Origin of the sequence: Niallia sp. RD1, from assembly GCF_024219955.1 — a bacterium.
Lineage (GTDB): Bacteria > Bacillota > Bacilli > Bacillales > Cytobacillaceae > Niallia > Niallia alba.
In genome coordinates this window covers 4187386-4212533 of the sequence record NZ_CP100420.1, presented here as the reverse complement: position 1 = coordinate 4212533, position 25148 = coordinate 4187386, and the positions used below count along the sequence as shown (strand labels likewise).

The following is a 25148-nucleotide window of genomic DNA, read 5'->3' as shown; positions in this document are numbered from 1 at the left end:
GAAATGGGGTTAGCGTTGTAAATCCGCATTTTCCTGACTGTACCCCATTTATAAGACTAGCGATTGCTCCAATCAACCTTGTTATTCATATAGGACGAATCACCACGCATTAAAGCTATATTGTCTTCTACGTCGGCTAATCTGACAAACGGTAAATGATCGCTCTCTAAAGGTAATGTTTTTGTTTCCTCTTTTACAAGCTGTAGAAATGGAATGAGTGCACTAAATACTGCAGCAACTGAAAATAGTAAGCCAATGATAGAATTAAAGCGATAGTGCTTTTTCCAAGGTGCATCGTGGTCAATGGGGTTTCCACTTAATAAGTTTTTTCGTAAAGCACGGATAGAAATGGCTGCTTGTAAGGAGGTCAATACAGTATATCCAATGATTATGGTTAAAAGGGTTTGTTGTAAAGCGAAGCCTTCCATTAAAACTAAAGTAGGTGTTTTATCAAGAAACCATATAGCAGCTAGCATACAGGTCATAAAAACTATAGCAATTGTACCTATCCAAGCGTTTGACCCTAACTTTTTATCAAATTTTTTTAAAGTATAGGCCTGTTCTGCTGGATCTGTATGAAGTTCTGGTGCATTACGTTCATTTGGTGATGAAAAAACGTGAAAATATTGATAGCTTGTTACATAATCCCATCCACTATCAGCATAATTGCAGTTGTTCTGGAGAAAGACTCCTTTTTGTTGAAACATCTATTCTATATTTTGTTTTTTTCGTTTCCCCTTTTTCGAACTTGGCAAAATATAAACCCATCTTTTTCAAATGATAGCCCTTATTTGCCATATCTGTAAACCAACATTCATGTTCTCCGATTCGCCAATAATTACTGGGTCTGAGTTTTCGAACTGTTTTTTTCAAAGTATTCACCTCTCTAAAATTTTTCCATCTAGAATTATTCCTTCTTTCCATTTAATAAGTATTATGTATTACGATATATCGATTAACATAATAATACTCTTTCCAATATTTGTTGTAAATATAAAAAGATAACCTCCATTTTTTACGTTGGGAGGTTATCCAATATTTAGCTTCATATAAAATGAATATTCTTGTGATTATTATTGATAAGCTTTTATTCCAAGAAGTTCATCCAACCCTACAATTTTGAATCCACGCTCTTGAACCGCTTTAATTATTTTTGGCAACGCTTTGGCTGTTTCTGTTTTTTCTGAATCAGAATGCATCAAAATAATATCGCCATTACGCAAATTATCTGTTACATTTTTAATTATATTTTCTGCTTCCATTTGAGACCAATCAAGTGTATCGATCGACCAAATAATAATGGAATATCCCTTGGTTGTCGCATTGTCTATTAACATTTCATTTGTTTCTCCATAAGGTGGCCGTATCATCGCTGGTTCTTTTCCGATAATGGAATAAATGGCATTACCTGCTTGCGTAATTTCATTTATTTGTTTTTCCTTGGTTAAAGTAGTCAAATCGACATGATGATAACTATGACTTAATATTACATTTCCGTTATCATAAGCATTTTTAACTACTTGCGGATACTTTTCTGCTTCACTGCCAATAAAGAAAAAATTCCCTGTCACTTTATAGTTATGCAAGATATTAATAACTTGAGGTGTAACATTATTGTCGGGTCCATCATCAAATGTTAGCGAAATTTTCTTTTCATTTGGTCCGTTTACATATAAATTGGGTTGATTTTCTTTCCATTTCACGATGTCATTCCTCCAATTTTGCATCGTATTCCAAGCATTCGTCGTTAACTGATTGGAGTTACCTTTAATATCTAAAATATAGTTATCCTCATTTGGCAGAACAATAGTTTGATTATAAACAGATAAATGGTCAACCTTTTCTGTTTCATTAGAAAGGATGAACTTAAGCTGGACCTCTTCTGAAAAGGAGTAAACTAAAATTTGTTCTCCCTTTCCCGCTCTAATCTCTGCAGGTTCTCCTAATACTTTTTTTAAATCAGATAAACTAATGGTTTTCAACTGTTTATTATAGGAGCGAATATCATAAATCTTTCCCTCTGCAGTAAAGCCAAACACGGTATTCTTATCGTCATAGGTTGCGTAATAACCGTTCCCAACATGATCCGTTTTGGCTGGCCCTGGCCCTCCCCAATGGCTTTTTACCTCTTGCATGGTACTTGAAAATACATTAAAGGAGCTTGAATCTGCTTCTCCCTTTTTTGCGTGATTAACAATAATGGACAAATATTAGGCAGTAAGATCACTATTTTTTTGTTCTTGTTTCGTCGCACTTTGTTGAAGAGTCTCTGATTCCTTCGTTTTCTGTGCGCTACATCCCACAATGAAAATGAACTGAAAAATAACTACTACACTAAGCAAATGTTTTACCTTCAGTTCCCCTCCACTTCCCTTCAAATTATTGGTTACCTCCTCTTAATGTAAAGGGTATGGCAACTATTTGCAATGAATAAAAGAACCACATCTACAACCCTATTTTTGGTTCTCATCTGATTTTAATAATTGTTCCTTATAATGAGAAACTCATGTACTCATACCAAAAAGTAGGTGTTCCTAGAAAATGAATGTTGAAACATTATTACAATTAAATACGATTTTTATAAGTATTATTATTGAGGCATTGCCCTTTATCCTAATAGGAGTTCTTATTTCTGGAATCATTCAAATCTTTGTTTCAGAAGAACTTATTGCAAAAATAATCCCGAAGAATCCAATTCTTGCGATTCTAAGTGCTTCTTTAGTAGGGAGTATTATCCCAGCATGTGAATGTGGAATTATTCCCATTACGCGGCGTTTAATTTTAAAAGGTGTTCCTGTACCTGCGAGTATCGCCTTTATGTTAACTGGTCCGATTATTAACCCAGTGGTGATTTTCTCTACGTATGTGGCGTTCGGAAATAGCTGGAGAATGGTTATTCTTCGCTCTGTGCTTGCGCTTATTTGTTCTATTCTTGTTGGTCTTATTCTTCATAAGACGGTAAAACAATCTCCATTGAAAAATAACAAAATAGAACATATACATTTTCATTCCTTCAAGGAGCGGATCGACGCAATGTTCAAGCATTCAATCGATGAATTTTTCTCTGTAGGAAAATACTTAGTTATTGGCTCGTTTATTGCTGCAGCTGTGCAAACATTCGTGAAAACCTCCACCCTTGTTTCGATAGGAACGGGTCAGGCTTCCTCGCATCTAGTTATGATGGGACTTGGCTTTATATTAAGTCTTTGTTCCCAAGCAGATGCATTTGTGGCAGCGAGTTTTAGAAACAGCTTTTCGGAAGGCTCCATCCTTGCTTTCCTTATATTTGGTCCAATGTTAGATATTAAAAATACATTAATGTTGTTAAGCACATTTAAAGCAAAGTTTGTCATGTTATTAACTGGTGTAATTACAGCAATTGTATTTCTTGTAACAATTTTCCTATAAAGAGGTGAAAAAATCATGCTTCGGGTATTTGTGTTAATTGGCTTCACTTATTTACTTTTACATTTACATGCAACCGGCGATATTTCGAAATATATTAATATGAAATATTCGTATATTTCCGAGTCTGCTATTTATATATTTGTTCTCTTTACAATTATATCTGTCTATAACTATGTGAAAAAAGATAAACATAGCCATGATGGGACATGTGATCAATGTGGTCATGATCATTCCCATGAAGAAAATAGCTGGTGGAAGCGTGGATTAACGATTATAACTTTGCTGATTCCTGTTATAACTGGTTTAATACTGCCAGTAGCAACCCTTGATTCTAATATCGTCGAAAAAAAGGGATTATATTTCCCTGCATATGATGAAGACGATGAATATAGCCAGTATCAATTCCTACAGCCAAATACAAGCAGCTATTATGGCAAAGAAGGATATGCAGAAGTAATGGATAAAGGTTTGGATAAAATAAAGAATCTCAAAGAAATTACTTTAGGTGAAGATAATTTTTTAAATGATTTAGAAACCATTTATAATTATCCAGGTGAATTTATGGGTAGACAAGTTACTATCACAGGTTTTTCTTATCATGAAGAAGATTTAACGAATAATCAGTTGTTCTTGTTACGCTTTGGCATTATTCACTGTATTGCAGATGCTGGGGTGTTTGGAATGCTGCTTGATATTCCAGAAGAGATGAAGGCAGATAATGATCAGTGGTTACAAGTAACGGGAAAATTGGAAACAATCTATTATCAACCATTTAAGAAAACTATACCTATTCTTAAAGTGACAGATTGGAAATCAATAAATCAGCCAAATGATCCATATGTATATAGACAATATTAAATAAAAAGGGAATGTTCGTTTGTTCGCAACATTCCCTTTTTATTTATATATTGTTCGCTAAATCTCTTGTATTCAGTCATGAAAGGTTCAAGTATATTTCTCCATTCGGATATCATCCCACATTTTATCTTGGTAAAAGGTAAATTGTTTGTTTTTGCCGATTTCTTGATAGCCCAGCTTTTGATACAACTTATGGGCATTTTTATTAAATTCAAATACACCGAGCTCAATTCTTTTGAGACCTTGTTTTTTTATCTCTTCTTCCAAGTATTTCAGTGAAATAGAGCCGACACCTCTCCCTCTCGCTATTTCTTCACCAATGGTGATGGCAATCCATGCTGTTCCTCGTTCCTTTTTATATAAATGCATCGGATCCACTGTGTAATTCATTTCTCCAATCAGTATGTCTCCAAGATAAATTTCATACATTTGATATTTCGTTAGGCGTTTTTTTATTTCTTCTTTTGTAATCAGTACATAGCTTTCTATATCATCTTGATTTCTGCAAGGATGAATTAATGGGACTAATTTTGGGTCATTCTCCCATTTATTTAAACTGGCTATTAGTTTATCTGTTGGCACACCTATTTTTTTAAAGGAAATTTTCATCTATGGTTCCCTCACCTTTGTATAGTCTTCTCTTATTATAAGCGAAGACACAGGAACTTTGTTCGTATTTTTTGCAGGAAAGAAAGGATAAGTTTTTTGAAGTCGATATGGTAACTATCTTCGAACAGCAAAGAGCTGATGGGCTTCATAATCGTTCATCTTGCTTCAACCCTACGATCCATGATTCCCTCCACTTTTCTTTTGAATTGTCCTAAATGTTGCACTATGTTTTTTGTTCTATTTTATTTTGTTTACCCATATTTATTGTATGATGAAAAAACTTTGTTAAAGGAGTGACGTCGATAGATGGTTACCATTCGCTTTTTTGAGAATAGTACGAATGTATTGACCCAATTACGGCAGGAAATACCAAATATTGATCAACAAGTGAAGATTAAAGGCCGTAAAGGTAAGGTACTGTCCATTAATCAAGTAAAAGACCATGTATATCAGGTCAATATAGAATTTGAAAAAATCGTAAAAAAGGCAGCTGTTGCAGCAGATAATAAAAAAAGAAGACGCTAGAATTTGGAGAAGCCATTTTTTTAGGCTTCTCTTTGTTTATTCTAAGTGAGTATTTCTTGTTTCTATTTAAGATACATAATTCCTAAAGAACAACAAACCATAAAAGTAAACTATGTTCTAAAGGAGAGGATCTTATGCTAAGTAATAAAGTCAGTCGTGTTGCATTAATTGGTACAGGTTTTGTTGGTTCTAGCTATGCTTTTGCATTAATGAATCAAGGGATTGTCGATGAGTTATTATTAATCGATCTTAATAAAGATAAAGCTTATGGTGATGTAATGGATTTGAATCATGGGAAGGTATTTGCTCCTAATCCAATAAACATTAAATATGGTGAGTATAAAGATTGTACAGACATGGATCTAGTTGTCATCTGTGCTGGAGCAAATCAAAAGCCTGGAGAAACTCGACTTGATTTAGTTGAAAAGAATTTAAAAATCTTTAAATCGATTGTTGATCAAGTAATGGAAAGTGGCTTCCATGGAATATTCTTAGTTGCAACAAACCCAGTAGATATTTTGACTTATGCTACTTGGAGATACAGTGGCTTGCCGAAAAACCAAGTTATTGGCTCTGGAACGATATTAGATACTGCTCGATTCCGCTTTTTGCTTGGAGATTACTTTAAAGTTGCTCCAACCAATGTTCATGCCTATATTATAGGGGAACATGGTGACAGCGAGCTTCCAGCTTATAGTTCTGCCGATGTTGCTGGTATTCCTGTATATAAGTTAATGCAAAGAGCTGCTCATTATAAAATGGAAGATTTAGACGAAATTTTTGTTAATGTACGTGATGCAGCTTATAAAATCATTGAAGGAAAAGGTGCTACTTATTATGGGATTGCAATGGGGCTTGTGAGAATAACAAAAGCAATCTTAAGTAATGAGAATAGTGTCTTAACTGTTTCCACCTATTTAGATGGCCAATACGGGGAAAAAGATGTCTATATTGGTGTTCCTGCGGTTATAAATCGCGAGGGTATACGTGAGATCGTTGAATTGGAATTAGCGGAAGATGAACAACAAAAATTTCATAAAAGTGCAAGTGTTTTAAAAGATATTCTTAAACCCCATTTTAGCTAAGCACTGAATTCAGATCAAAATGCTTCTGAAGGTATTACTTCCCATACAAAAAGCCCACACCCAATAAACCTAATTTACATACTTTATATGGTAAGTAAATTAGGAAAGGTGTGACAGAATGAATTGGAAGAAATACATTCTTATAGCAGCTGCTACTTTCTTGATTCTTTTTTCTGGAATTGTTACTGTTTTGCTTTTTCAAAGTAAGGTCGAAGCAGACAAAGAACAAAGCAATGCAGTTAATTCACAAGGTACTGCTACAACGGAAAGCAACCAAGGCAATGTTAATATTTCAGTAACGAACAATATACAAAATATAGTAAGTGGTGAATCAAAAGCAACGATTGAAAATAAGGTGAAAAATGATATTCAGGACAAAGATGCTTCCATTAATAATAAAATTGAAAATCAGTCAGAAAACGAAGCATCGGTAACAATCAATAATGCTATCGAGAATATTTTAAAAGGTCAGGTTAATGGAACAACAAATAATAATATTACTAATAATATCCTTTCTAATGGCAAAACAGAATTAGCGAATAATCTTTTAAATAATTTAGATTTAAATGTAGATGTTAATGTCTCCAATGAAGTCAATACAAATGGAAAACAAGAAGCTTCCAACAATGATAAGGAAGATACAAGTAATAATGATGATGGCAATAAAAATGAAGAGAATAACGGTAGTGATTCAAACGGAAATAAGGAAGAAGATAAGGAAACTTCCTATTTATGGGGCATTGATTCTGCAAGTGAAACAACAGAAGATTTTTATGCTTGTGTAAGAGATAATTTCGGTGATCCGAAAGTCGTTGCGCGCTATTTAGGAACAAATGAAGGGGTATCACATGGATTAACATCGGAACAAGTTGATTTAATTCATTCTAATGAAGTGGATATCTTGCTTATTTATAATGGTTTTACCGATGCAACAGGCTTTGATAATGGGGTAAATGAAGCGAAAAAAGCGGTCGAATTAGCACAAGAACTTGGTGCTCCAGATGGAGTCGCTATTTTTGCGGATATTGAGCCAAATTATCCTGTTGATGCTGCCTTTATTGAAGGTTGGTATGACGAGGTAAGCAAGTCAGCCTATGAACCTGCTATTTATGGTATTTTTGATTCAGGAGAGGCGCTTACAAATGCTTTTAATAAGGCCGCTGAAAATAAAGGAGAAATAAAAGAGAATACGTATTTATGGTCTGCTTCACCAAACATTGGGATTACAACAGAAGAAGAAGGAGTATAATGTAGACGCACCAGAGGGTTCCCTTGCTTACGGCTGGCAATACGGTATTAATGATGAAACATGCAATATAGATACTAATTTGTTTAACAGTAACCTAACAGATGTATTATGGAAACATTAAATAAAGTAACATCTTACTAACGAGTCTTCGGAAAGTAAGATGTTTTTTTATAAAGAGAAGCAACAGGTATTTACTTACTTGATGCTTCTCTTTATTAGTTGATCAACACAAGATCACAACAAACTTTACGAAAAGCAGCCTAAATTTTATCTCTCTTTTTTAATTGTTTGGAAGAAGTTCTTGGACGGATAAATAAAGAACTAGTAAATGAACTTAAAAGGATTGCACTTAGCACGATCATTCCAACACTTATTGTAACCTTTTCTATTAAGTAAATGGAAAATACGGGGGCAATGGAAGCCCCTATAAATAAAATAACGGTATAGCAGGTAATAGCTAAGTTCTTGTGTTTACCTCCCCATTCATGGATAAGCGCTATATTCGCAGGAATGGACACAGAGATTCCTCCGATAAATAAAATAATCGCGATGCCGATTAACCACTTAGAACCTAAAAAGGCTAAGATGCAAATAGAGAAAATGGCAATTAATAGGCCTGATCGCAAAACGAGTTGCTTCCCATAAAGTTTGATCAAAAAATTAGATGCGAGTGTAAAAAAGACGCCGATCATTCCAACTAATTTTAGATTGAAAATTGTTGTTGGCGTAAATGCCTGTTCTTTAAGAAAGGGATCGATGAATGTAGAGAAGGAAACATAGGAAAACAGTAATGTTGCTGTTATCCAATAGCAGAGGTAAATATGCTTTTTCGCGAGTAGTTCTTTCATTTGTAAAATAATATCTTGGTTTTCCACTTGTATTTGATGATTGCTGGTCTTTGGCAAATGATAAAAAATAAAAAGCAGCATGAGGAAATAGAGGATTCCAAAAACAATAAATACTGCTTGCCAATTCCATAAGTTAAGAACAAAATTACTAATAAATGGACCAATGATTCCAGCAAGCAAGAATCCGGTATTGATCCATGCTATAGCAAGCACCTTTTTTTCAACTGGAAACCACTCCAAAGCAAATCCGAGTGCGTTAGGAGCAAAAGAAGCAGCGATAAAGCCTTGTATTCCTCTAAAAATAAGAAAAAGTACATAATTAGGAGATAGAGAAATGAATGGTGTAATGAAAGTCATTCCGATAAAGCATACTAAAAAAAGATGATATCTCTGCACTTTGACTGACAGCAATCCAAAGAAAATTAATCCTACCGCATAGCAAAAAGAAAATATACTGCTGCTCCAACCACTGTGAAGAGGTTGGATTTTGTATGTAGCCATTAAAGCGTTTAATAAAGGGATTGTTACATACAAACTGGAAACAACAAGTAACCCGCCAAAGAAAAGCGTTCTTAATGTTACTCTTTGCTCCCGCTTTTCTTTAGATTCTTCCGTAAAATAGAATGAGTTCATTTCCTGCCTCCTTTATTTGGAGATACACTATCTTAAGTATATTAGGGTTCACAGAAAGTTATTATCGATTGCGTCTCCATCCACCATTAATTTCAAGTCGAAATCGCATAAAGTCATTAATTAATCTGGCGGTCTTTCCTTCTTGATTACGTTCCCTTATCTTTGATTGAACACAGCGTAGTAATCTTTCATCACAATAGCGACAAGATCCGTACGCTTCTACACATTGATCATGTCTGTGGCAGCAGGAATCAACATAGTTTATTGGAGCACCAGGTCCACTGCATCCTGGTCCACAATAGCGATAACCACCAGGCAGGCAAATTTTAATTGTATTTTTTTTGCTTCTTTTCTTTTGCATTATTCATTCCCCTTTCCATATAGATTATGAAGCTTGTATGAAATGGTATGGGGAAACAATCTATATAGGAAGTAGAAAACAGAAGATTGTGTTTTAACCAAAAATAAAAAAGCTTGTCCAATAGAGTAAACCCCTTTTGGACAAGCTTTTTATCAGCTTTGCTTTTTGAAGATAGTGGAAATAATATCATCGGTCGACATATCGCTTTTGATTTTAAACGATCCAAGTTTTAAATAATTCGCTACCCCTTTTTTCTCTACTTTTTGTGAGAATTGTAGTGGCGTTTCTTTAATAAACTTCTCTTCATTTAAAATACTTCCAACATCATAGCTAGTCATACCGCTTGTAACTCGAATAGTAATTGTTTTTACTTCCTCTTTTTTCTCTTCTTCTTTATTATCATCTTTCTTTTCATCAGAAGAATTAGATTCAGATGCTTGTTTTTTTAGCTCTTCTTCTTTTTGTTTGGCTTCCTCAGATGTTTGAACAACATAGCCGCTGCTCGTTAAAATTTCTTTCATTTCTTCCACAGTTGGTGTGTTGGCTACATCGCCATCCACTTTTTCTACCTTTTCGACATTGTTATTTTCTTCTGCATTAACAGAATCATCTTTAGTAGAAAAATAGACAATTCCACTAACAGAAGTTGCTAAAAGTAATCCAGCTGCGAAACTTGTAATTATTGTTGGTTTCATTGTAAAACACTTCTCCTTTCCTCTTTTGCAAGTAAGTAAGGAGCTAACATCTCTTCTACTTCAGCTTGAGTAAGCTTCTTTTGAGCGGCAATAGTTTCAACTGAATACTTTCGTCTATGCAAGTCAAGTACTTCTCTTAAAACAGTGCGGTCTTTGGAAGCTAGCTGAACGCCTGCTTCTTTTTCCATAATTTCTATGTCTAACTCAAGATTGCGTATTTGTTTTTGCAACTGTGCTATTTCTTCCATCACAGAAAGGTGAATTACATCTATTTCACGTTGTTCTGATTTTGACGTTTGTTTTGCTTTTATAACGGAAGTAATGAGCAAAATGGCTGCTGCAATAAACAAAATGGCTAATGTCCATTCCATTTTAAAGATCCTCCCTCTTTCAGAATCCACTTTCCTAAGTATCTATTATACATTCTTTTTTAATTTTTTTCGATCATATTCTACAAAATCCTTCAATAGTTAGACAAGTTGGGATAATTATGCAACTTTTATTATATGAATATAGTTGAAAACATGCTTTAAAACAATAGATTTATGCTATTTGAAAGTGCTCGTTTCAAAATTGATTTACCACTTTAGGTATATAGTCTTATAAAAAAAGATTCATAGGCAAATGCCTATGAATCTTTTTTAATTTGTATGTGTAATTTGAAAACCGTTTTTTCCCGTTTTCTTCATATGATACATAATCTTATCAGCATTTTGCATTAATGTTTCTACATCTTTTCCATGATTTGGATAGATGCTAATTCCGATACTGCATGTAATCGAATAAAGTTTATTATCCATTCTAAGCGGGTGACTGAAAATAGCCACTAGCCTTTGAGCGTAATTTTCTAACTCTTGTTCTGTGTTCATGCCTTCTATTAGAAGAATAAATTCGTCTCCTCCTAAACGACAAAGGAAATCTTGTTCTCTTACTGAACCTTTCATTCTTGAAGCGATTAGCTTTAGAGCTCGATCCCCATATTTGTGTCCAAGTGTATCATTAATTTGTTTGAAATCATCAATATCGATGAATAGCAAGGCAAATGTATGTATCTCGTCTCTGTCCTCCAATAAATTAGAAAGGGTTTTATATAAATAACGTCGATTAGGTAGCTCTGTCAAGGAATCATATAATGCTTGCCGCTTTATAATTGTTTCATAAGCCTTTCTTTCTGAAATATCTCTTGCGATAGTTGAGAGGAAATGAACATTTTGATGGCTTGCTTTATGACTTACGATTGTTTGGGATACAGGTATTTGTTTTCCAAATGAGTTAAAAAGGGTATTTTCTCCCTTCCATATACTTTTCTCTTTAGAAAGTTCATTTTCATTATGTTCTACAAACTTATTCGTCCATAGTTGTGCATTAACAGATTGAAGATTTTCAACTCCCTCTGGAATACCTAGAAAGTTTCTAGCTGAGGGATTTAAATAGGTCGTATTTCCATTGCTATCAGCTGTTGCAATAAAATCAGGAGAAGCTTCAATGATATCTAGCAATTGTTGTTGACGCACTTGATTCTTCTTCCATAAGGTAATGTCACGGTTTATACCTCTATATCCGATTGTTTTGTTCTTCTCATTTAGTACGGGCTTTGCATTGGCCTCAATAAATACGTCATAACCATCCCGATGAATCATCGTAAAATCAAGATTATGTAAGCTGCTATTCTTCTCCTTAGCAGTTGAAATAATTGCTTTTAAAGTTTCGACTTCATCGGTTTTAATAAATAAAAACACTGATTTTCCAAGTAGTTCATTAGCTGAATACCCTAATGTTTCTTCTACTATCGAATTGGAATACGTAAATTCCCAATGTTCATTTATTTGCCAAATCCAGTCACTAACCTGCTCTACTAGCATCTGAAAAAAATCAAGAGATGGCATATCATTATCTTTCCTACCATTCATAGTTAAGTCTCCTACTAAAGAATAATTATATAGGCAAATGGGTATTTTCTGTATTTTCTATTATTTAACTATTATCACTAGTGTTGCATAAATATTGTCGCAATTTTCAGTCTTATTATCCTCCTTGTTTAGAGCCAAAAAGGTAAATACCTATTCAAAGGTGGCTCCATCCATTTGGGTTTTTTTTACAATTAGACTTGTGCGACAACAACAATTTGCTTATTAAGGGATGGCTTTCCCTTCAATCTTTCGAAGCCAGATATGGGCTGGTTTCCACAATGCAGCCCTTAAATAACGGCTAATTTGTAAGGTTTTTCGCTTACTTCTTGTTTCAAGTTGTACGAGAACATGTAGGCAAAAAACAATCAGTGCGATAAACACTTGGTTTTGAATCGCCCATTCACTTTGACCGTAGAACTTTTTGATGCTGAGATGCTGTTTGATCCATTTAAAGAACAACTCAATTGCCCACCGTGATTTGTACATCTCTGAAATTTCTTCGGCACTCAAATCAAAACGATTGGTAATTAAATGCAGTTCATTTCCTTTTGAATCCATCACTTTTAGAAGACGAAAGTAATTTTCAGCACGGTTTTGAGTCGTACCAATCAACACCATTTGATCTGACAAAACAGCTGAATTCTCGGGTAGTTTAAAATTATAAACTTCCCGTATGACTGCGTTTTTCCGTAGCCTTGAAAGAAAAAAGTAACCATCATCTGTCATTCGGTCAAAGCGCTCGTAATCTAGGTAGCCACGGTCAAACACATACATGCATTCTTTATCATCCACCATGATTTCAAGCTGACCACGGTCATGTTCTTTTGCCGTTGTCATAACGGCCTTTTCAGGATAGGATATACCCTTTTCCATAAACACAAGGCGCAAATGTAACTTTACACCTGCTTTTGTTTTGCGGAATTTAGCCCATTTATGATTGGTCAAATTAAGTGGCAATGTGCTTGAATCAATGATTTTTAACGGCATCACGAGTTTCGTGTAATGCGTTTTGGCATGAATTTGTGACACTAAATCAAGGAAAAGCCTTTGAAATAGATCAGGGTTTATGCCGTTTAACCGCCGTGACAACTGAGAAATACTAATAGAATCAAGGTCTATCCCTTTTTGAAGCTGGTCATCGAAAAGACAATCACCCAGCGCATGCAGACTTTCAATTTCTTGTAGCTGCGCAAAAAGTAGTAATTTTAGAAATGACTCTGTCGTTAATTTTTTCGTATAGTAATCTAATTTCATCGTTTTCACGTTTTCTTCAAATAATTGAAGATTTATAGGTGAAAACCATTGTCCAAATGAAGTTTTTCGTGTAATCTTGTCCATGTGCTGGTCCTTTTTTAGTGGATTTGGACGGGTTACCACCTGACTAATCCATTATAAAGGACTTTTTCTTTGCATAAAATAATAATATTGAACATTTTGAGTATTTTTAATAGTGAATTTAAATTAATGCAACACTAGTGAACTATTATATCATTATTAGTCTATTATTAAAAGATTGCTTTGAAATCAAGAGAAATGTGTGCTATTTAATTTTGCTTTCATATGACATTATAACCGATATTTAAAAAAGTTTGCTAAATATGTGGTACATGCGATTGAGTCAAGTTTTTGTGGGAGTTTTTTTAGCTCCCTTTTTTATAAAGTAAAACCTCTAAGTTTGTATCCGCTTTCCAATTGGTTTTGTTCTTCCAACTGTTGATTCTCTCATTTTTTAAAAACCTTTTAATCCCTGTAAGGCAAAGTGAACGGGTTTTCCAATCGCTTGATTTAAGTATGGCATGTTCTGACGCACGGTTTCTGTTACTAATTTTGTGGGTATTTTTCTTTTCGCTCGATGCTCTTTCTTTGATTTTTCCGTGGCTTTTTCCCATTTCCCATATATCGTTTGGATGGATAGGTCATCCTTCAATCCAATCCACAAGCGCGCCATGCTCATGACCCCTTTTTTGCTCCATGCTCTTCCATTCTTTAATCGTTTGGCTAATTGATTCATCATCGCCTCTGCACTTCCCATTGGACGATACGCTGTCGTGTCCACACCTTTTTCCTGTAACCAACTACGGTAATCTTTTATGGTTTCCTGATGATGCGTTAAAAAGGCAAGGAAATGCTCTAGTTTTTCTTCTTTTTCTGGTGTATCCATTGTTCCTACTGCGCTATTCAACTCTAGAAGTAATGTTTCTACCTGGTAGTTTCTTAACGCTCTTTTCATGTAGCGGTATCGAGGATGGCTCTTCATTAGTTGCTTCATCGAACGAGCGACATGAAAACGATCCATGGTGAAAAAGGCGCGTTCCCGAAAATACTCCCGACATGCCGTTATCCAGCCTGCTCCATCACCATTAATAATAAGCAAGGTTTGGGTAGGATCATACGCATAATGATTCTGTAAGAACGTTTCAAAGGCTTCCCAAAAGGGTTCTTTTCCTTCATAAAGAAAATGCCTTTTATTTCGGAGCCTGATTCGCTTTCCGTTTTCTTTCCATCCCTCGTGTACAGCGGCGAATTTCAACTCCCATCCACGCTTTTTCTTTTCTTGACTCTTCACATATAATCCATCTACTTCGACAAACAATACCTTTTGAAAAGGGCGTTTTTCCTTAGCGGGAAGTACGCTTGTTTGAAGAAGATGTTGCCGTAATGCTTCGTGGCTCATCGCCGAATAGCCTAAAAATTGTTCGAACGTTTCCACCGCCTTTCGATAGGAGGAGCCATTCGTCGCTAGTTCTAACCCCCATTCTTCTAGTAGCGGACTAAATCCCTTATTCCCCTGAAACTGTAAATAGTGATCTAATAGACAAATATATTTTTTAGTCACACGATCAAAATAATAATTACGCTTCAGCTCCACAGCTCCAAACGCTGTATCTAATCGTATTTCTCGTTTATCACGTAAAGCAAATCTTCTTTTGTCTCGTTGCTTGGCAATCTCTTGATCCCAATTTTCTAACGTTTGAATAAGGATTTCTTGAAACGTCATTTGTAGTGTTCGAAATAAAGTTTTTTCCAATTCTTTTAATGATGGCATTTTTATGTTACATTGATTCATGAGAGCCTCTCCTTTTCGTAGTTTTCTAGTCAAACTCTACTTTACAAAAGGAAGCTCTCTTTTTTAATACTTAATTTTTTCCAGCTACCGCGCTTTCGCTTGGTGGCCTTTTTGTCTAGTTGGGGGACTCGTCCCCCAACTAGACAAAAAGGATATTATTTATTCTCCCACAAACATTTTACTCATACTCTTCTTTATACTGGCTGTATGTTATTTGGTGTAGCCATTTGGGATCTATCGGTATCCATTTTAGCTAGTTTTTTCCGAAATGTTGTCTCTGAACAATTAATTACTTTTGTGAGCAGAATTTCAGGCCTAATTTTGGTGCTTTTTGGCGGTTATTTTGGAATGCGGGGAATTCAATTCTTTTTATAATATATTTTGCTAAAATGATTATATTTAAAGGGCTGTTTTCTAAAGGATTGTTGTTTTTTCAATAGGAAAAAAGAATTAATAGGAAAATTGGAGCAGCCGGAATACACGAAGATACCACGGGGATTAGCGAGACAGTCTGAGACCCCGGAGTGAAGCTGAGCAGGCTTAAGCTTAGTCCCATGGAAAGCGAAGTGAATTCAGGCTGCGGGTAATCGCAACAAACTTTACGAAAACAGCCATTTAAAAAAGAATTTCCTCAACTTATTTATAATAGGTTGAGGAAAAACCTCCAATTGCCCATCTTAGTTAGCTAGCTTTTGTTTTTACTAGACTTTGTAATTGTTCCATTACATTTTCAGTAACAATACCGCCATGATAGCATACTACTTGTTTAATAGGATACGCTAAAAATTTTTCTATTGATTGAATCGCAAGTTCCATATCTGGCGTACTTACCGGATTAGGAGGCTGAAGGTGACCATTTGTAGCAAGTAAGGTATCCCCAGCAATTAAAGTACCTGATTTTTTATGAAATAAACTAATATGACCTGGGGTATGGCCCGGAGTATGAATAATTTCTATCCCGCCATTAATTTCTAAGGTTTGAGCATCTTCTAATGAAACAGTAACCTGTGCTTTTGGGGGATGGAGATAAGTGAATTTTAAGAAATCTGATAATTCCTCCCATTGTTCTTCAGTGAATTTAGCAGGATTTGTTTTTAATAATGGTAAATCACCCTCTATATATGGAATTTCTTCTTTATGTGCATAGATTGTTAAGTGTTGCGTACAGGCAGTTAATATTTCTGGCAGGCTTCCAATATGATTAATATCTTGGTGTGTTATCAAAATTCCAGTTAAATCTTCCAAAGATTTATTTGCTTTATCCATGACAAGATTTATTTCTTCCATATAACCTGGCATTCCAGTATCGATTAACAATGTTTGTTTTTCATCCCATATAAGGGTTGGGTGAATGACAAAGGAATCTTTTTCAATCGTCAAAGTCTCTATTCCTTTTAATTCTGCCATAGTATTGTTCCCCATCTCTGATTGTTTTTTTATAAGTATAGCGGTTTCGTTTTAAATAGTAAAACATTAATTAAATAAGAAAGAAGATGTTTTTGAATTAGAAAAGCCGCTCTGTTAATAGAGCGGCTTTGATTTTGTTATTTCATCAGTTTACACATATTATTGGTGAATTCAACTGGATCTTCAATCGATAACCCTTCAATTAACAATGCTTGGTTATAGAGAAGATTTGTGTAGAGCGTTACTTTATCTTTATCATTTTCAAACGCATCTTTTAATGATTGGAAAATTTCATGGTTTTTGTTAATTTCTAAGACTTTATCTGCTTTAATGTTTTGATTATCTGGCATCATGCTTAGGACCTTTTCCATTTCAATCGAAACTTCCCCTTCAGCTGTTAAGCAAACAGGATGTGATTTTAAGCGTGTGGAAACTTTTACGTTTTTTACTTTATCGGAAAGAATGTCCTTCATATAATCGAATAATGCTTTATTTTCTTCCGTTACTTCTTTTTCCTCTTTTTCTTCTTCTTGGTCAAGACCTAAATCACCGCTAGATACAGATTTAAACTCTTTCTCTTTATAAGTAGCAATCATTTTAATTGCAAATTCATCAATGTCATCAGTTAAATACAGAATTTCATAGCCTTTATCTGCTACTAATTCTGTTTGTGGAAGCTTCTCTATACGATCGATAGAATCACCAGTTGCATAATAAATGAATTTTTGATCTTCTGGCATTCTTTCTACATATTCATCTAGCGATACTAATTTTTTTTCTTTAGATGAATAGAATAATAGTAAATCCTGAAGCATCTCTTTATTCATTCCAAAATCATTATAGACACCGAATTTGATTTGTCTTCCGAATGATTGATAGAAGGATTCGTATTTTTCCCTTTCATCCTTCAGAAGGCTAAGGAGTTGACTTTTGATTTTCTTTGTTAAGTTCTTTTCAATACGTTTTAACTGGCGATCTTGCTGCAGCATTTCTCTAGAAATATTAAGCGATAAATCTTCAGAATCGACCATACCTTTCACAAAGCTAAAGTAATCTGGTAGCAAGTCACCGCATTTTTCCATAATTAAGACACCATTTGAATAGAGCTCTAGTCCCTTTTCGTACTCTTTCGAATAATAATCGAACGGTGTTTTTTCCGGAATATATAAAATCGCGTTATAACGAATAGCCCCATCTACACTAACATGAATATGCTTTAATGGTTTATCATAGCCATAGCGTTTTTCTTCATAGAAATTTTGGTAGTCTTCTTCTGTTAATTCGCTCTTATTCTTTCTCCAAATTGGAACCATACTGTTGATGATTTGTTCTTCGATAATTTCCTCATATTCATTTTCTGTGCCCTCTTTTAATTTGCTAGAGGTCACATCCATTTTAATTGGATAGCGAATAAAATCAGAGTATTTTTTAATAATCGTTTTTAAACGATATTCCTCAAGAAATTCATCATACTGATCGTCTTCTGTATTATCTTTCATTTTAAGGATGATATCTGTACCAATTATGTCTTTATCTGTTTCTTCAATTGTATATCCATCTGCGCCTTTAGAGAACCATTTATAGGAAGTATCGCTATTTAATGATTTTGTAATCACTGTTACTTCATCTGCTACCATAAATGCAGCATAGAAGCCAACACCGAATTGACCAATAATGTCATGTCCATCTTTTGCTTCATTTTCCATTTTAAAGGATAAGGAACCACTCTTCGCAATCGTACCTAAGTTCGTTTCTAACTCTTCCTTCGTCATCCCAATACCAGTATCAGAAATAGTTAATGTACGATTTTCTTTATCTGCTTTAATTTTAATAAAATAATTATCTTTTTCAAAATTAATAGTGTCATCTGTTAAGGCTTTATAATAAATCTTGTCAATCGCATCACTTGCATTAGAAATCAATTCTCGTAGGAAAACTTCTTTTTGAGAATAAATAGAGTTAATCATCATTTCTAATAATCGTTTCGATTCCGCTTTAAATTCTTTTGTTTCGATCATTTTCCGCACCCTTTCTGTATGATTACTATGTAATAATATTAGCACTTAAGAGTCTTGAGTGCTAATCTATTAATTAAATATCATATTTTATCTACCATGTCAATAATTAGGATATTAGTTGTAGAAATTGTGTGGTAGAGTTTTAAGATTAGATTTTAAGCTGGATGAGTGCTTAGAATGGGATAAATGTGGTGATTTACGAGTAGTAGTAGGGTTTTATTCCGGTATATCAGCCAAAATAGCTTGGATATCAGCCAAAATTCCGATATATCAGCCAATACTGCTTGGATATCAGCCAAAATTTTGATATATCAGCCAAAATAGCTTGGATATCAGCCAAAATTCCGATATATCAGCCAATACTGCTTGGATATCAGCCAAAATTTCGATATATCAGCCAACACTGCTTGGATATCAGCCAAAATTCCGATATATCAGCCAACACAACTTGGATATCAGCCAAAATTCCGATATATCAGCCAACACAACTTGGATATCAGACAAAGCCTCACCACTACATTCATAAAAAAGACCACCCAACCTTGGGTAGCCTATTTTAAAAGAAAATCAATATGGATCAGAAGGATGAGACATGCTTTCTGCTTCACCTACTGCTTTCTCCATTTTATCTTGATTGGATTTCAATACTTTTTTAATGCCTTCTGCGATTCTTTTTCCGTAATCCGGATCACATTTTGTACAGTTTTCAATCATAATCTCTTGAATTTCTTTTCGGCAGTTTGCTAAAGCATTGGAAAGATTGGAAATCAGTTCCTCTCTTTCAAAATCAGTAAATCTTCGGTATGTTTCTCCAGCTTGGCCAAAGTTATTTTCGCGAGAAATTGATTCTCGCTGTAATTTCCCTTCGACATAAGGCTCATGTTCTTTACCAGGGTTTTTCGCTTCTTTTAATCCACCAATCGTTGACGGTTCATAATTTATATGTGGGTTTTGGTGTTTGCCAAATTCAGTTCGGAAGTCCATTTGACCCCCTTCTTGATTTGTTGCAACATGTTTCTTTGGTCGGTTAATTGGTAATTGTAAATAATTGGAGCCAACGCGGTATCTTTGTGTATCAGAGTAAGAAAAGGTTCTCCCTTGTAATAGTTTATCATCTGAGAAGTCTAATCCATCAACAAGAACACCTGTACCGAATGCGGACTGCTCTACTTCCACAAAATAGTTTTCTGGATTTTTATTGAGAACCATTTTACCTACAGGTAGCCAAGGGGAATCTTCTTTATACCATAATTTTGTTGGATCAAGTGGATCATAATCCAGCTCAGGATGCTCGTCATCCTCCATGATTTGTACGAATAATTCCCATTCAGGGTAATCGCCATTTTCAATAGCTTCATATAAATCTTGCGTGGCATGGCTATAATTCATCGCTTGGATTTTATCCGCTTCTTTTTGGGTTAAATTTTTTATTCCTTGTTTCGGCTCCCAATGATATTTTACCAATACAGCTTTTCCTTCTTCATTTACCCATTTATAAGCATGCACACCAGAACCTTGCATATGGCGATAGCTTGCAGGGATACCCCATGGGGAGAATAAAAAAGTAATCATATGCATTGATTCAGGAGATTGAGACAGAAAATCAAACATTCTTTCTGGATCCGAAAGGTTTGTGACAGGATCTGGTCGAAAAGAATGGACCATATCAGGGAATTTTAAAGGATCACGAATAAAGAATATCTTAAGGTTATTGCCAACTAAATCCCAATTTCCATCTTCCGTGTAAAACTTAATGGCAAATCCTCGAGGATCTCTTAAAGTTTCAGGAGAATGTAATCCATGTACCACTGTAGAAAAACGGACAAATAAAGGCGTTTTCTTCCCTTTTTCTTGAAAAAGTTTAGCCCGAGTGTACTTGGAAATTGGCTCATCTCCAACAGTACCATAGCTTTCAAAATAGCCATGCGCCCCAGCGCCTCGCGCATGAACGATTCTTTCCGGAATTTTTTCTCTGTCAAAATGACTTATTTTTTCGAGAAAATCATAATTTTCCAGTGTAGTTGGCCCGCGGCTTCCAACTGTCCTAACATTCTGGTTGTTTGTAACAGGGTGGCCTTGGCGATTCGTTAATTCATCTTCTTGGTGTTGATTGTGCCTTTGCTCATCTTTCATTAACTTGCATACCTCCTTTTTATGTACTTCACTAGTTTTTCCAGATTAAAGAATGGGTATGCATAGTAAATAATAAAGAACCACATTTTTATCATGTGGTTCTTAAAGAAGCAGAGACATACCAGGTGCATCATGTTCTCTTTCTGCAAAGCCTAATTTTTTATAAAAAGGATGCTTACCTTTAGCAGAAAATAATTGGATTGATTGGATACCTGATTCTTTACATTTATAAATTAGTTTCTCAATAACTTGTTTTCCTAGTCCGTTTCCTTGTTCGTCTGGGTGAACCATGACATCACAAATTAATGATTGATATACACCATCAGAAATCATCCGACCAAAAGCGATTAGCTTTTGATCATTATAGATGGAGATAGAATACCAGCTATTCTTAGCTGCTTCATATAATTGTTCACGTGTATAATTACCTTTTTTATTTTTTAATAAGCCGCTGTCCTCATGTAATCGGGCAAATTGAGAGAATGATGGTAGTTCTTCCGTAATTAGATAATCCATGATAATATTTTCCCCTTTATATCCGTATCTTCATAATAATATTTATACATTATTATGAATTAATATTCAATCATTTTTTCGAAAAAAGCATATCTTTTTCTAGATATGCTTAATGGTATATTAGGTTGTCTTTTTCTCCTGTTTCCCTTTCCAAATTATCCAAATAAAATATCCTAACATGATTGCTATCAAAGTAGCAGAAGATATAATGGACTTTGTTTCTTTAGAAAAAGAAAGAGGTTCTACTATGACTATTGGAAGGTATATAATCACTGGGAAAAATATAATCCATGTTTTACTCCACCATGCAAACCAGCATATATAAGCAAATGGTATAATAAAGAAAATGGTTTGTTTGGCTAAAGTATCCATCATAAAAATGGGTCCATAATTATTTCCATAAAACGTCAATCCAAAAAATAGCCCTGTCAATAATATTTGTATAAGAAACAACAAGCCGAATGTCTTTTTGTTGGATACACTTCTTGAAGAAATAAATCGAAAAACGACAACATACAAACCAAGCATGAATAAACAGATAAATATTGAACCGATACCAACAAATAAGGAAATTTGATTTTCACCTAGGATAATTTTTCCGATAAGCGTGTATGCAATTAAACAAATGAATACATGCGGTAAAAGTTTCCCCCATTCCTTGAGATCTGTCTGCATTTCGCTAGCTAAGCTCTCCATATATTCTTTTGGGGATTCTCCTGTTACCTCATGGATATTCTTCCCATTTGCTTCTGCTTCTCGTAAATGATCGGTTAATTCTTCGACAATCTCGTTAATTTCTTTATCTTTCTTACCAGAAGAAAGTAAATATAGATGTAGGTTGTCAATAAATGCTGCTGCTTCTCTCGATAGTTTCATTTATTTCTCCTCCTTTATCTCTTTCGTATTGTCAAAACTTTTATAGTAAATAGGTTATTAAATCCTATCTGAGAGGGCTTTATAAGCAAAAAAATTGCCACCCCCTGAATTCTAAGGATAATTGAGGTTACGACACTCTCAACAACCTAGAAAAGGAAGTGACAATTTGTACCCTCAAATTATAACCTATTTATTAACTTTTATAAACTATCAAGAACAACTAATTCGAACATTGCTTACTTTATTGATTGGTAAGAGTATGTTTGATAAGCCTACTGAACAGCCAGTAAATAAACCATATCGAAAACTTCAAGTGGACGACCTTCCGGTCATTGAAGTTCTGGAACAGCTTGATTATCGAGTTCTTCTTAGTGAATATCTAGAGAAGAACGGGAAACCACTTAAACCTGTTCAAAGGCGTAAGAATGCAAAAGTTTCCGTACCTAAATCCATGAACTGCCCAAAGTGTGGTGCTCCATCAGATTATCTTTATGCCAACAATGGAGATAAAGGCCAGTATCAATGCAAGGTGTGTACAGAGCTCTTCAGTGAAAAGAACCGTTATTCTAAGGAAGCCATCCTGAAGTGTCCTCATTGTTCCAAAACTCTCGAGAAAATAAAAGAAAGAAAAGATTTTCACGTGTTTAAGTGCAAGAACAATGACTGTTCTTATTATCAAAAGAAGCTCAATGGGATGACTTCAAAAGAAAAGAAAAGGTTCAAAAAGGACCCTCAAGCATTTAAATTAAGATACATTTTCCGTCAGTTTCATATCGATTTCCAGCCGTTATCCAAGGAATCACCAGAACTGCCGGCCGTTGACTTATCAAAGATTTATGCATCACCACATACATTAGGATTAATCCTAACCTATCATGTAAACTATGGCCTTTCGGCCCGTAAAACAGCTGCGATTATGCAGGACGTACACGGAGTGATGATTTCACATCAGACTGTATTGAACTACGAAAATAGCGTAGCTTTATTACTTAAACCTTATGTGGATCACTATCCCTATGAACTTTCAGACCAATTCTGCGGTGATGAAACGTATATCAGAGTAAACGGTCGATGGCATTATTTATTTTTCTTTTTTGACGCCGTGAAAAAGATTATTCTTTCGTATCCGGTGTCGCCTAATCGAGACACAGCAACAGCCATTCGAGCAATTGATGAGGTCTTAATCAAGATGAAAGAGATTCCAGAAAATCTGACCTTTGTGGTAGACGGGAATCCAATCTATCTTTTAGCCCAACATTTCTTCGCTCAACATGGGATTTCATTCGATGTGAAGCAGGTCATTGGATTAACCAATGAGGACCCTGTTTCGACCGAATATAGACCACTGAAACAAATAATTGAGAGACTTAACCGCACCTTTAAGGGCAATTATCGCTCCACTCATGGATTCGGCTCTGAACATGGTTCCATTTCATACGTCACCTTATTTACGGCCTACTTTAACTTTTTGCGTCCGCATGCCGCCTTAGAAGGAAAAGTGCCCGTAGTGAATCCAGAACTCAAGGGGCTTCCAACAATGCCAGCACGTTGGACAAAGCTCATTGGATTAGCACAACAATGGATAGTAGAACAAAGACAAGCCTAACTTTTTGTTTAGCTGAGCCCTTAAGCTAATTCAGCAATCGGCGGAGCGAACTCTTGACAAACCGAACTTGCCAATGGTTTAAAATGGAAACAACCAAGGGCTTATTTGGTATGCCTTCTTTTGTTCCCTTCGCCCTTGTTAAACAATCCTCAAACCATTGGCGTGTTTGTCAAGAGCGATTGCGGCGCATCTCCATCCAGTAAATAGGAGAGAAACTAACCCTTTAGGTAGTTTTCATAAATCTTTTGACACTACCATCTCTTTTAATAAACAATGCACACTTGTTGCAAGCTCTGTCCAAGTGTCAGCAAATTCAGCTAAAACTTCTTCCCCTTTATCGGTAAGAGAATAATACTTACGCTTTGGACCAGATGGAGATGCTTTTGTTTCAACTGTCACAAGCTCTTCTTTTTTCATCCGTAATAGGACTGGATAGATACTTCCTTCACTGATCATCGTAAATCCATAAGCCTCTAATTTTTCAATCATTTCATAGCCATAAATCTCCCCTTTGGAAATAATCGCGAGCAAGCATCCTTCCAAAACTCCCTTTAACATTTGACTTTTTGACATCGGAAAGTATCCTTTCTTTCTAACTATATGGTTATACAACATAGTTAGTATTTTGCAATACAAGATAGTTTGATTTCTTTAATATTAGCATATAGTATTTTGCGATGCAAGATAGATTTTTAAAATTAGGCTTATCCTTTTCATTTAGGTTTCATAGTGGACTTCCACTCCTTCATACAGTAAGGAGAAGGAGGTGAAGTAGTGAAAAAAGTTATTAATATTTTCTTAATTCCCTTTCTGCTTCTGTTTACAGCTTGTTCAGCAGATCCAGTGAAAGAAGATTTAGTTCAATATATCAATGAAGATATGAAAACGGCCTTTGAATTAGAGGTTAAAGCGGTATCCGCGTATGATTCCGTTTCTGGAATTCATTATTCGGATGACTGGACGATGTATGATACAATCCAAACTACTGTAATCCCGAATTATAATGAATTTATTAAAGAATTGAATCGGGTAAAAGTGGAAACAGAGGAATTAAGAGAAATACATGAAATATATATAGAGGGCGCTGATATACAGTATAATGCCTTTGTAAAAATACTTACAGCGCTAGAAACACAGGATATCGCTCTTGTAGAAGAAGCGAATTCCATGCTTGAGGAAGCACGCAAATTGATTCGTCAGTACATTAATGAATTAGAAAAACTTGCAAAAGAGCATGAGGTGGAATGGGATGATAGTACGGTGAATGAATCACTATAGCATAATCCATTTCAAAAAAATCCCGGTAAAGTAAACTATAACCGTTTACTTTATCGGGATATATTT

25 protein-coding genes are annotated in these 25148 nt (G+C 35.0%); 7 read left to right on the top strand and 18 right to left on the bottom strand.

Annotation, left to right across the window (positions count from 1 at the left end):
- Nucleotides 1-56: 56 nt before the first annotated feature.
- The 4 genes from NKG37_RS20280 to NKG37_RS20265 form a co-directional block, all read right to left on the bottom strand.
- Nucleotides 57-707 (bottom strand): DUF2812 domain-containing protein, encoded by a 651-nt coding sequence (locus tag NKG37_RS20280; RefSeq protein ID WP_254415254.1) that lies wholly within the window; start codon nt 705-707, stop codon nt 57-59.
- A complete protein-coding gene (locus tag NKG37_RS20275; RefSeq protein ID WP_254416430.1) occupies nt 658-768 on the bottom strand; it encodes a hypothetical protein in 111 nt (36 codons plus the stop codon). The genes NKG37_RS20280 and NKG37_RS20275 overlap by 50 nt, the downstream gene beginning before the upstream one ends.
- A gap of 305 nt (nt 769-1073) precedes the next feature.
- The gene (locus NKG37_RS20270) at nt 1074-2207 is read right to left on the bottom strand and encodes a polysaccharide deacetylase family protein (RefSeq protein WP_254415253.1); all 1134 of its coding nucleotides are present in this window, start codon (nt 2205-2207) and stop codon (nt 1074-1076) included.
- A 3-nt stretch (nt 2208-2210) separates the two neighbouring features.
- Nucleotides 2211-2378, bottom strand: a complete 168-nt coding sequence (locus tag NKG37_RS20265) for a hypothetical protein (RefSeq protein WP_254415252.1) — start codon at nt 2376-2378, stop codon at nt 2211-2213.
- 163 nt (nt 2379-2541) lie between these two features.
- Here NKG37_RS20265 and NKG37_RS20260 point away from each other — a divergent pair, with 163 nt between their 5' ends.
- A complete protein-coding gene (locus NKG37_RS20260) occupies nt 2542-3408 on the top strand; it encodes a permease (protein WP_169188619.1) in 867 nt (288 codons plus the stop codon).
- 15 nt (nt 3409-3423) lie between these two features.
- Complete coding sequence (locus NKG37_RS20255) at nt 3424-4266, top strand: TIGR03943 family putative permease subunit (RefSeq protein WP_254415251.1); 843 nt, start codon at nt 3424-3426, stop codon at nt 4264-4266.
- 87 nt (nt 4267-4353) lie between these two features.
- Here the strand turns inward: NKG37_RS20255 and NKG37_RS20250 are convergent, their stop codons facing one another.
- Nucleotides 4354-4875 carry a GNAT family N-acetyltransferase gene (locus NKG37_RS20250; RefSeq protein ID WP_169188617.1) on the bottom strand — a complete coding sequence of 174 codons (522 nt, stop codon included), beginning with the start codon at nt 4873-4875 and terminating at the stop codon, nt 4354-4356.
- Nucleotides 4876-5181: 306 nt separating this feature from the next.
- Between NKG37_RS20250 and NKG37_RS20245 the strand changes: the two genes are divergently transcribed.
- The 3 genes from NKG37_RS20245 (at nt 5182) to NKG37_RS20235 (ending at nt 7734) form a co-directional block, all read left to right on the top strand.
- Entirely contained in the window at nt 5182-5400 is a 219-nt protein-coding gene (locus NKG37_RS20245) for a hypothetical protein (protein WP_254415250.1), read from the top strand.
- Between the two features lie 134 nt (nt 5401-5534).
- Nucleotides 5535-6485, top strand: coding sequence for an L-lactate dehydrogenase (locus NKG37_RS20240; RefSeq protein ID WP_016203700.1), 951 nt, complete (start codon nt 5535-5537; stop codon nt 6483-6485).
- Nucleotides 6486-6603: 118 nt separating this feature from the next.
- Nucleotides 6604-7734, top strand: coding sequence for a glycoside hydrolase domain-containing protein (locus NKG37_RS20235; RefSeq protein WP_254415249.1), 1131 nt, complete (start codon nt 6604-6606; stop codon nt 7732-7734).
- Nucleotides 7735-7994: 260 nt separating this feature from the next.
- Here NKG37_RS20235 and NKG37_RS20230 read toward each other — a convergent pair whose 3' ends face one another.
- The 12 genes from NKG37_RS20230 to NKG37_RS20175 form a co-directional block, all read right to left on the bottom strand.
- The gene (locus tag NKG37_RS20230; RefSeq protein ID WP_254415248.1) at nt 7995-9215 is read right to left on the bottom strand and encodes an MFS transporter; all 1221 of its coding nucleotides are present in this window, start codon (nt 9213-9215) and stop codon (nt 7995-7997) included.
- Nucleotides 9216-9276: 61 nt separating this feature from the next.
- On the bottom strand, nt 9277-9576 hold the full coding sequence (locus NKG37_RS20225; protein WP_016203704.1) for a phospholipase A2 family protein: 300 nt from the start codon (nt 9574-9576) through the stop codon (nt 9277-9279).
- Between the two features lie 152 nt (nt 9577-9728).
- Entirely contained in the window at nt 9729-10271 is a 543-nt protein-coding gene (locus NKG37_RS20220) for an aminodeoxychorismate lyase (protein WP_016203705.1), read from the bottom strand.
- On the bottom strand, nt 10268-10642 hold the full coding sequence (locus tag NKG37_RS20215; RefSeq protein WP_016203706.1) for a hypothetical protein: 375 nt from the start codon (nt 10640-10642) through the stop codon (nt 10268-10270). Before NKG37_RS20215 ends, NKG37_RS20220 begins: the two co-directional genes overlap by 4 nt.
- 270 nt (nt 10643-10912) lie before the next feature.
- Nucleotides 10913-12181, bottom strand: a complete 1269-nt coding sequence (locus tag NKG37_RS20210) for a sensor domain-containing protein (protein WP_016203707.1) — start codon at nt 12179-12181, stop codon at nt 10913-10915.
- A gap of 222 nt (nt 12182-12403) precedes the next feature.
- Nucleotides 12404-13519 carry an IS4 family transposase gene (locus tag NKG37_RS20205; protein ID WP_118977695.1) on the bottom strand — a complete coding sequence of 372 codons (1116 nt, stop codon included), beginning with the start codon at nt 13517-13519 and terminating at the stop codon, nt 12404-12406.
- Nucleotides 13520-13910: 391 nt separating this feature from the next.
- On the bottom strand, nt 13911-15227 hold the full coding sequence (locus NKG37_RS20200; RefSeq protein WP_254414845.1) for an ISLre2 family transposase: 1317 nt from the start codon (nt 15225-15227) through the stop codon (nt 13911-13913).
- A gap of 702 nt (nt 15228-15929) precedes the next feature.
- The gene (locus tag NKG37_RS20195; RefSeq protein WP_254415247.1) at nt 15930-16655 is read right to left on the bottom strand and encodes an MBL fold metallo-hydrolase; all 726 of its coding nucleotides are present in this window, start codon (nt 16653-16655) and stop codon (nt 15930-15932) included.
- Nucleotides 16656-16792: 137 nt separating this feature from the next.
- Complete coding sequence (htpG, locus tag NKG37_RS20190) at nt 16793-18670, bottom strand: molecular chaperone HtpG (protein WP_254416429.1); 1878 nt, start codon at nt 18668-18670, stop codon at nt 16793-16795.
- A gap of 570 nt (nt 18671-19240) precedes the next feature.
- A complete protein-coding gene (locus NKG37_RS20185; RefSeq protein WP_169188613.1) occupies nt 19241-20806 on the bottom strand; it encodes a catalase in 1566 nt (521 codons plus the stop codon).
- A gap of 102 nt (nt 20807-20908) precedes the next feature.
- Nucleotides 20909-21322, bottom strand: a complete 414-nt coding sequence (locus NKG37_RS20180; protein WP_169188612.1) for a GNAT family N-acetyltransferase — start codon at nt 21320-21322, stop codon at nt 20909-20911.
- A gap of 120 nt (nt 21323-21442) precedes the next feature.
- On the bottom strand, nt 21443-22198 hold the full coding sequence (locus tag NKG37_RS20175; RefSeq protein WP_169188611.1) for a DUF1129 family protein: 756 nt from the start codon (nt 22196-22198) through the stop codon (nt 21443-21445).
- 166 nt (nt 22199-22364) lie between these two features.
- Between NKG37_RS20175 and NKG37_RS20170 the strand changes: the two genes are divergently transcribed.
- Nucleotides 22365-23804 carry a DDE-type integrase/transposase/recombinase gene (locus NKG37_RS20170; RefSeq protein WP_169187685.1) on the top strand — a complete coding sequence of 480 codons (1440 nt, stop codon included), beginning with the start codon at nt 22365-22367 and terminating at the stop codon, nt 23802-23804.
- A gap of 234 nt (nt 23805-24038) precedes the next feature.
- Here the strand turns inward: NKG37_RS20170 and NKG37_RS20165 are convergent, their stop codons facing one another.
- Entirely contained in the window at nt 24039-24377 is a 339-nt protein-coding gene (locus NKG37_RS20165) for a PadR family transcriptional regulator (protein WP_254415246.1), read from the bottom strand.
- 201 nt (nt 24378-24578) lie between these two features.
- On the opposite strand from NKG37_RS20165, the gene NKG37_RS20160 reads away from it, so the two are divergent.
- Nucleotides 24579-25082, top strand: coding sequence for a hypothetical protein (locus NKG37_RS20160; protein WP_169188610.1), 504 nt, complete (start codon nt 24579-24581; stop codon nt 25080-25082).
- Nucleotides 25083-25148: the final 66 nt, after the last annotated feature.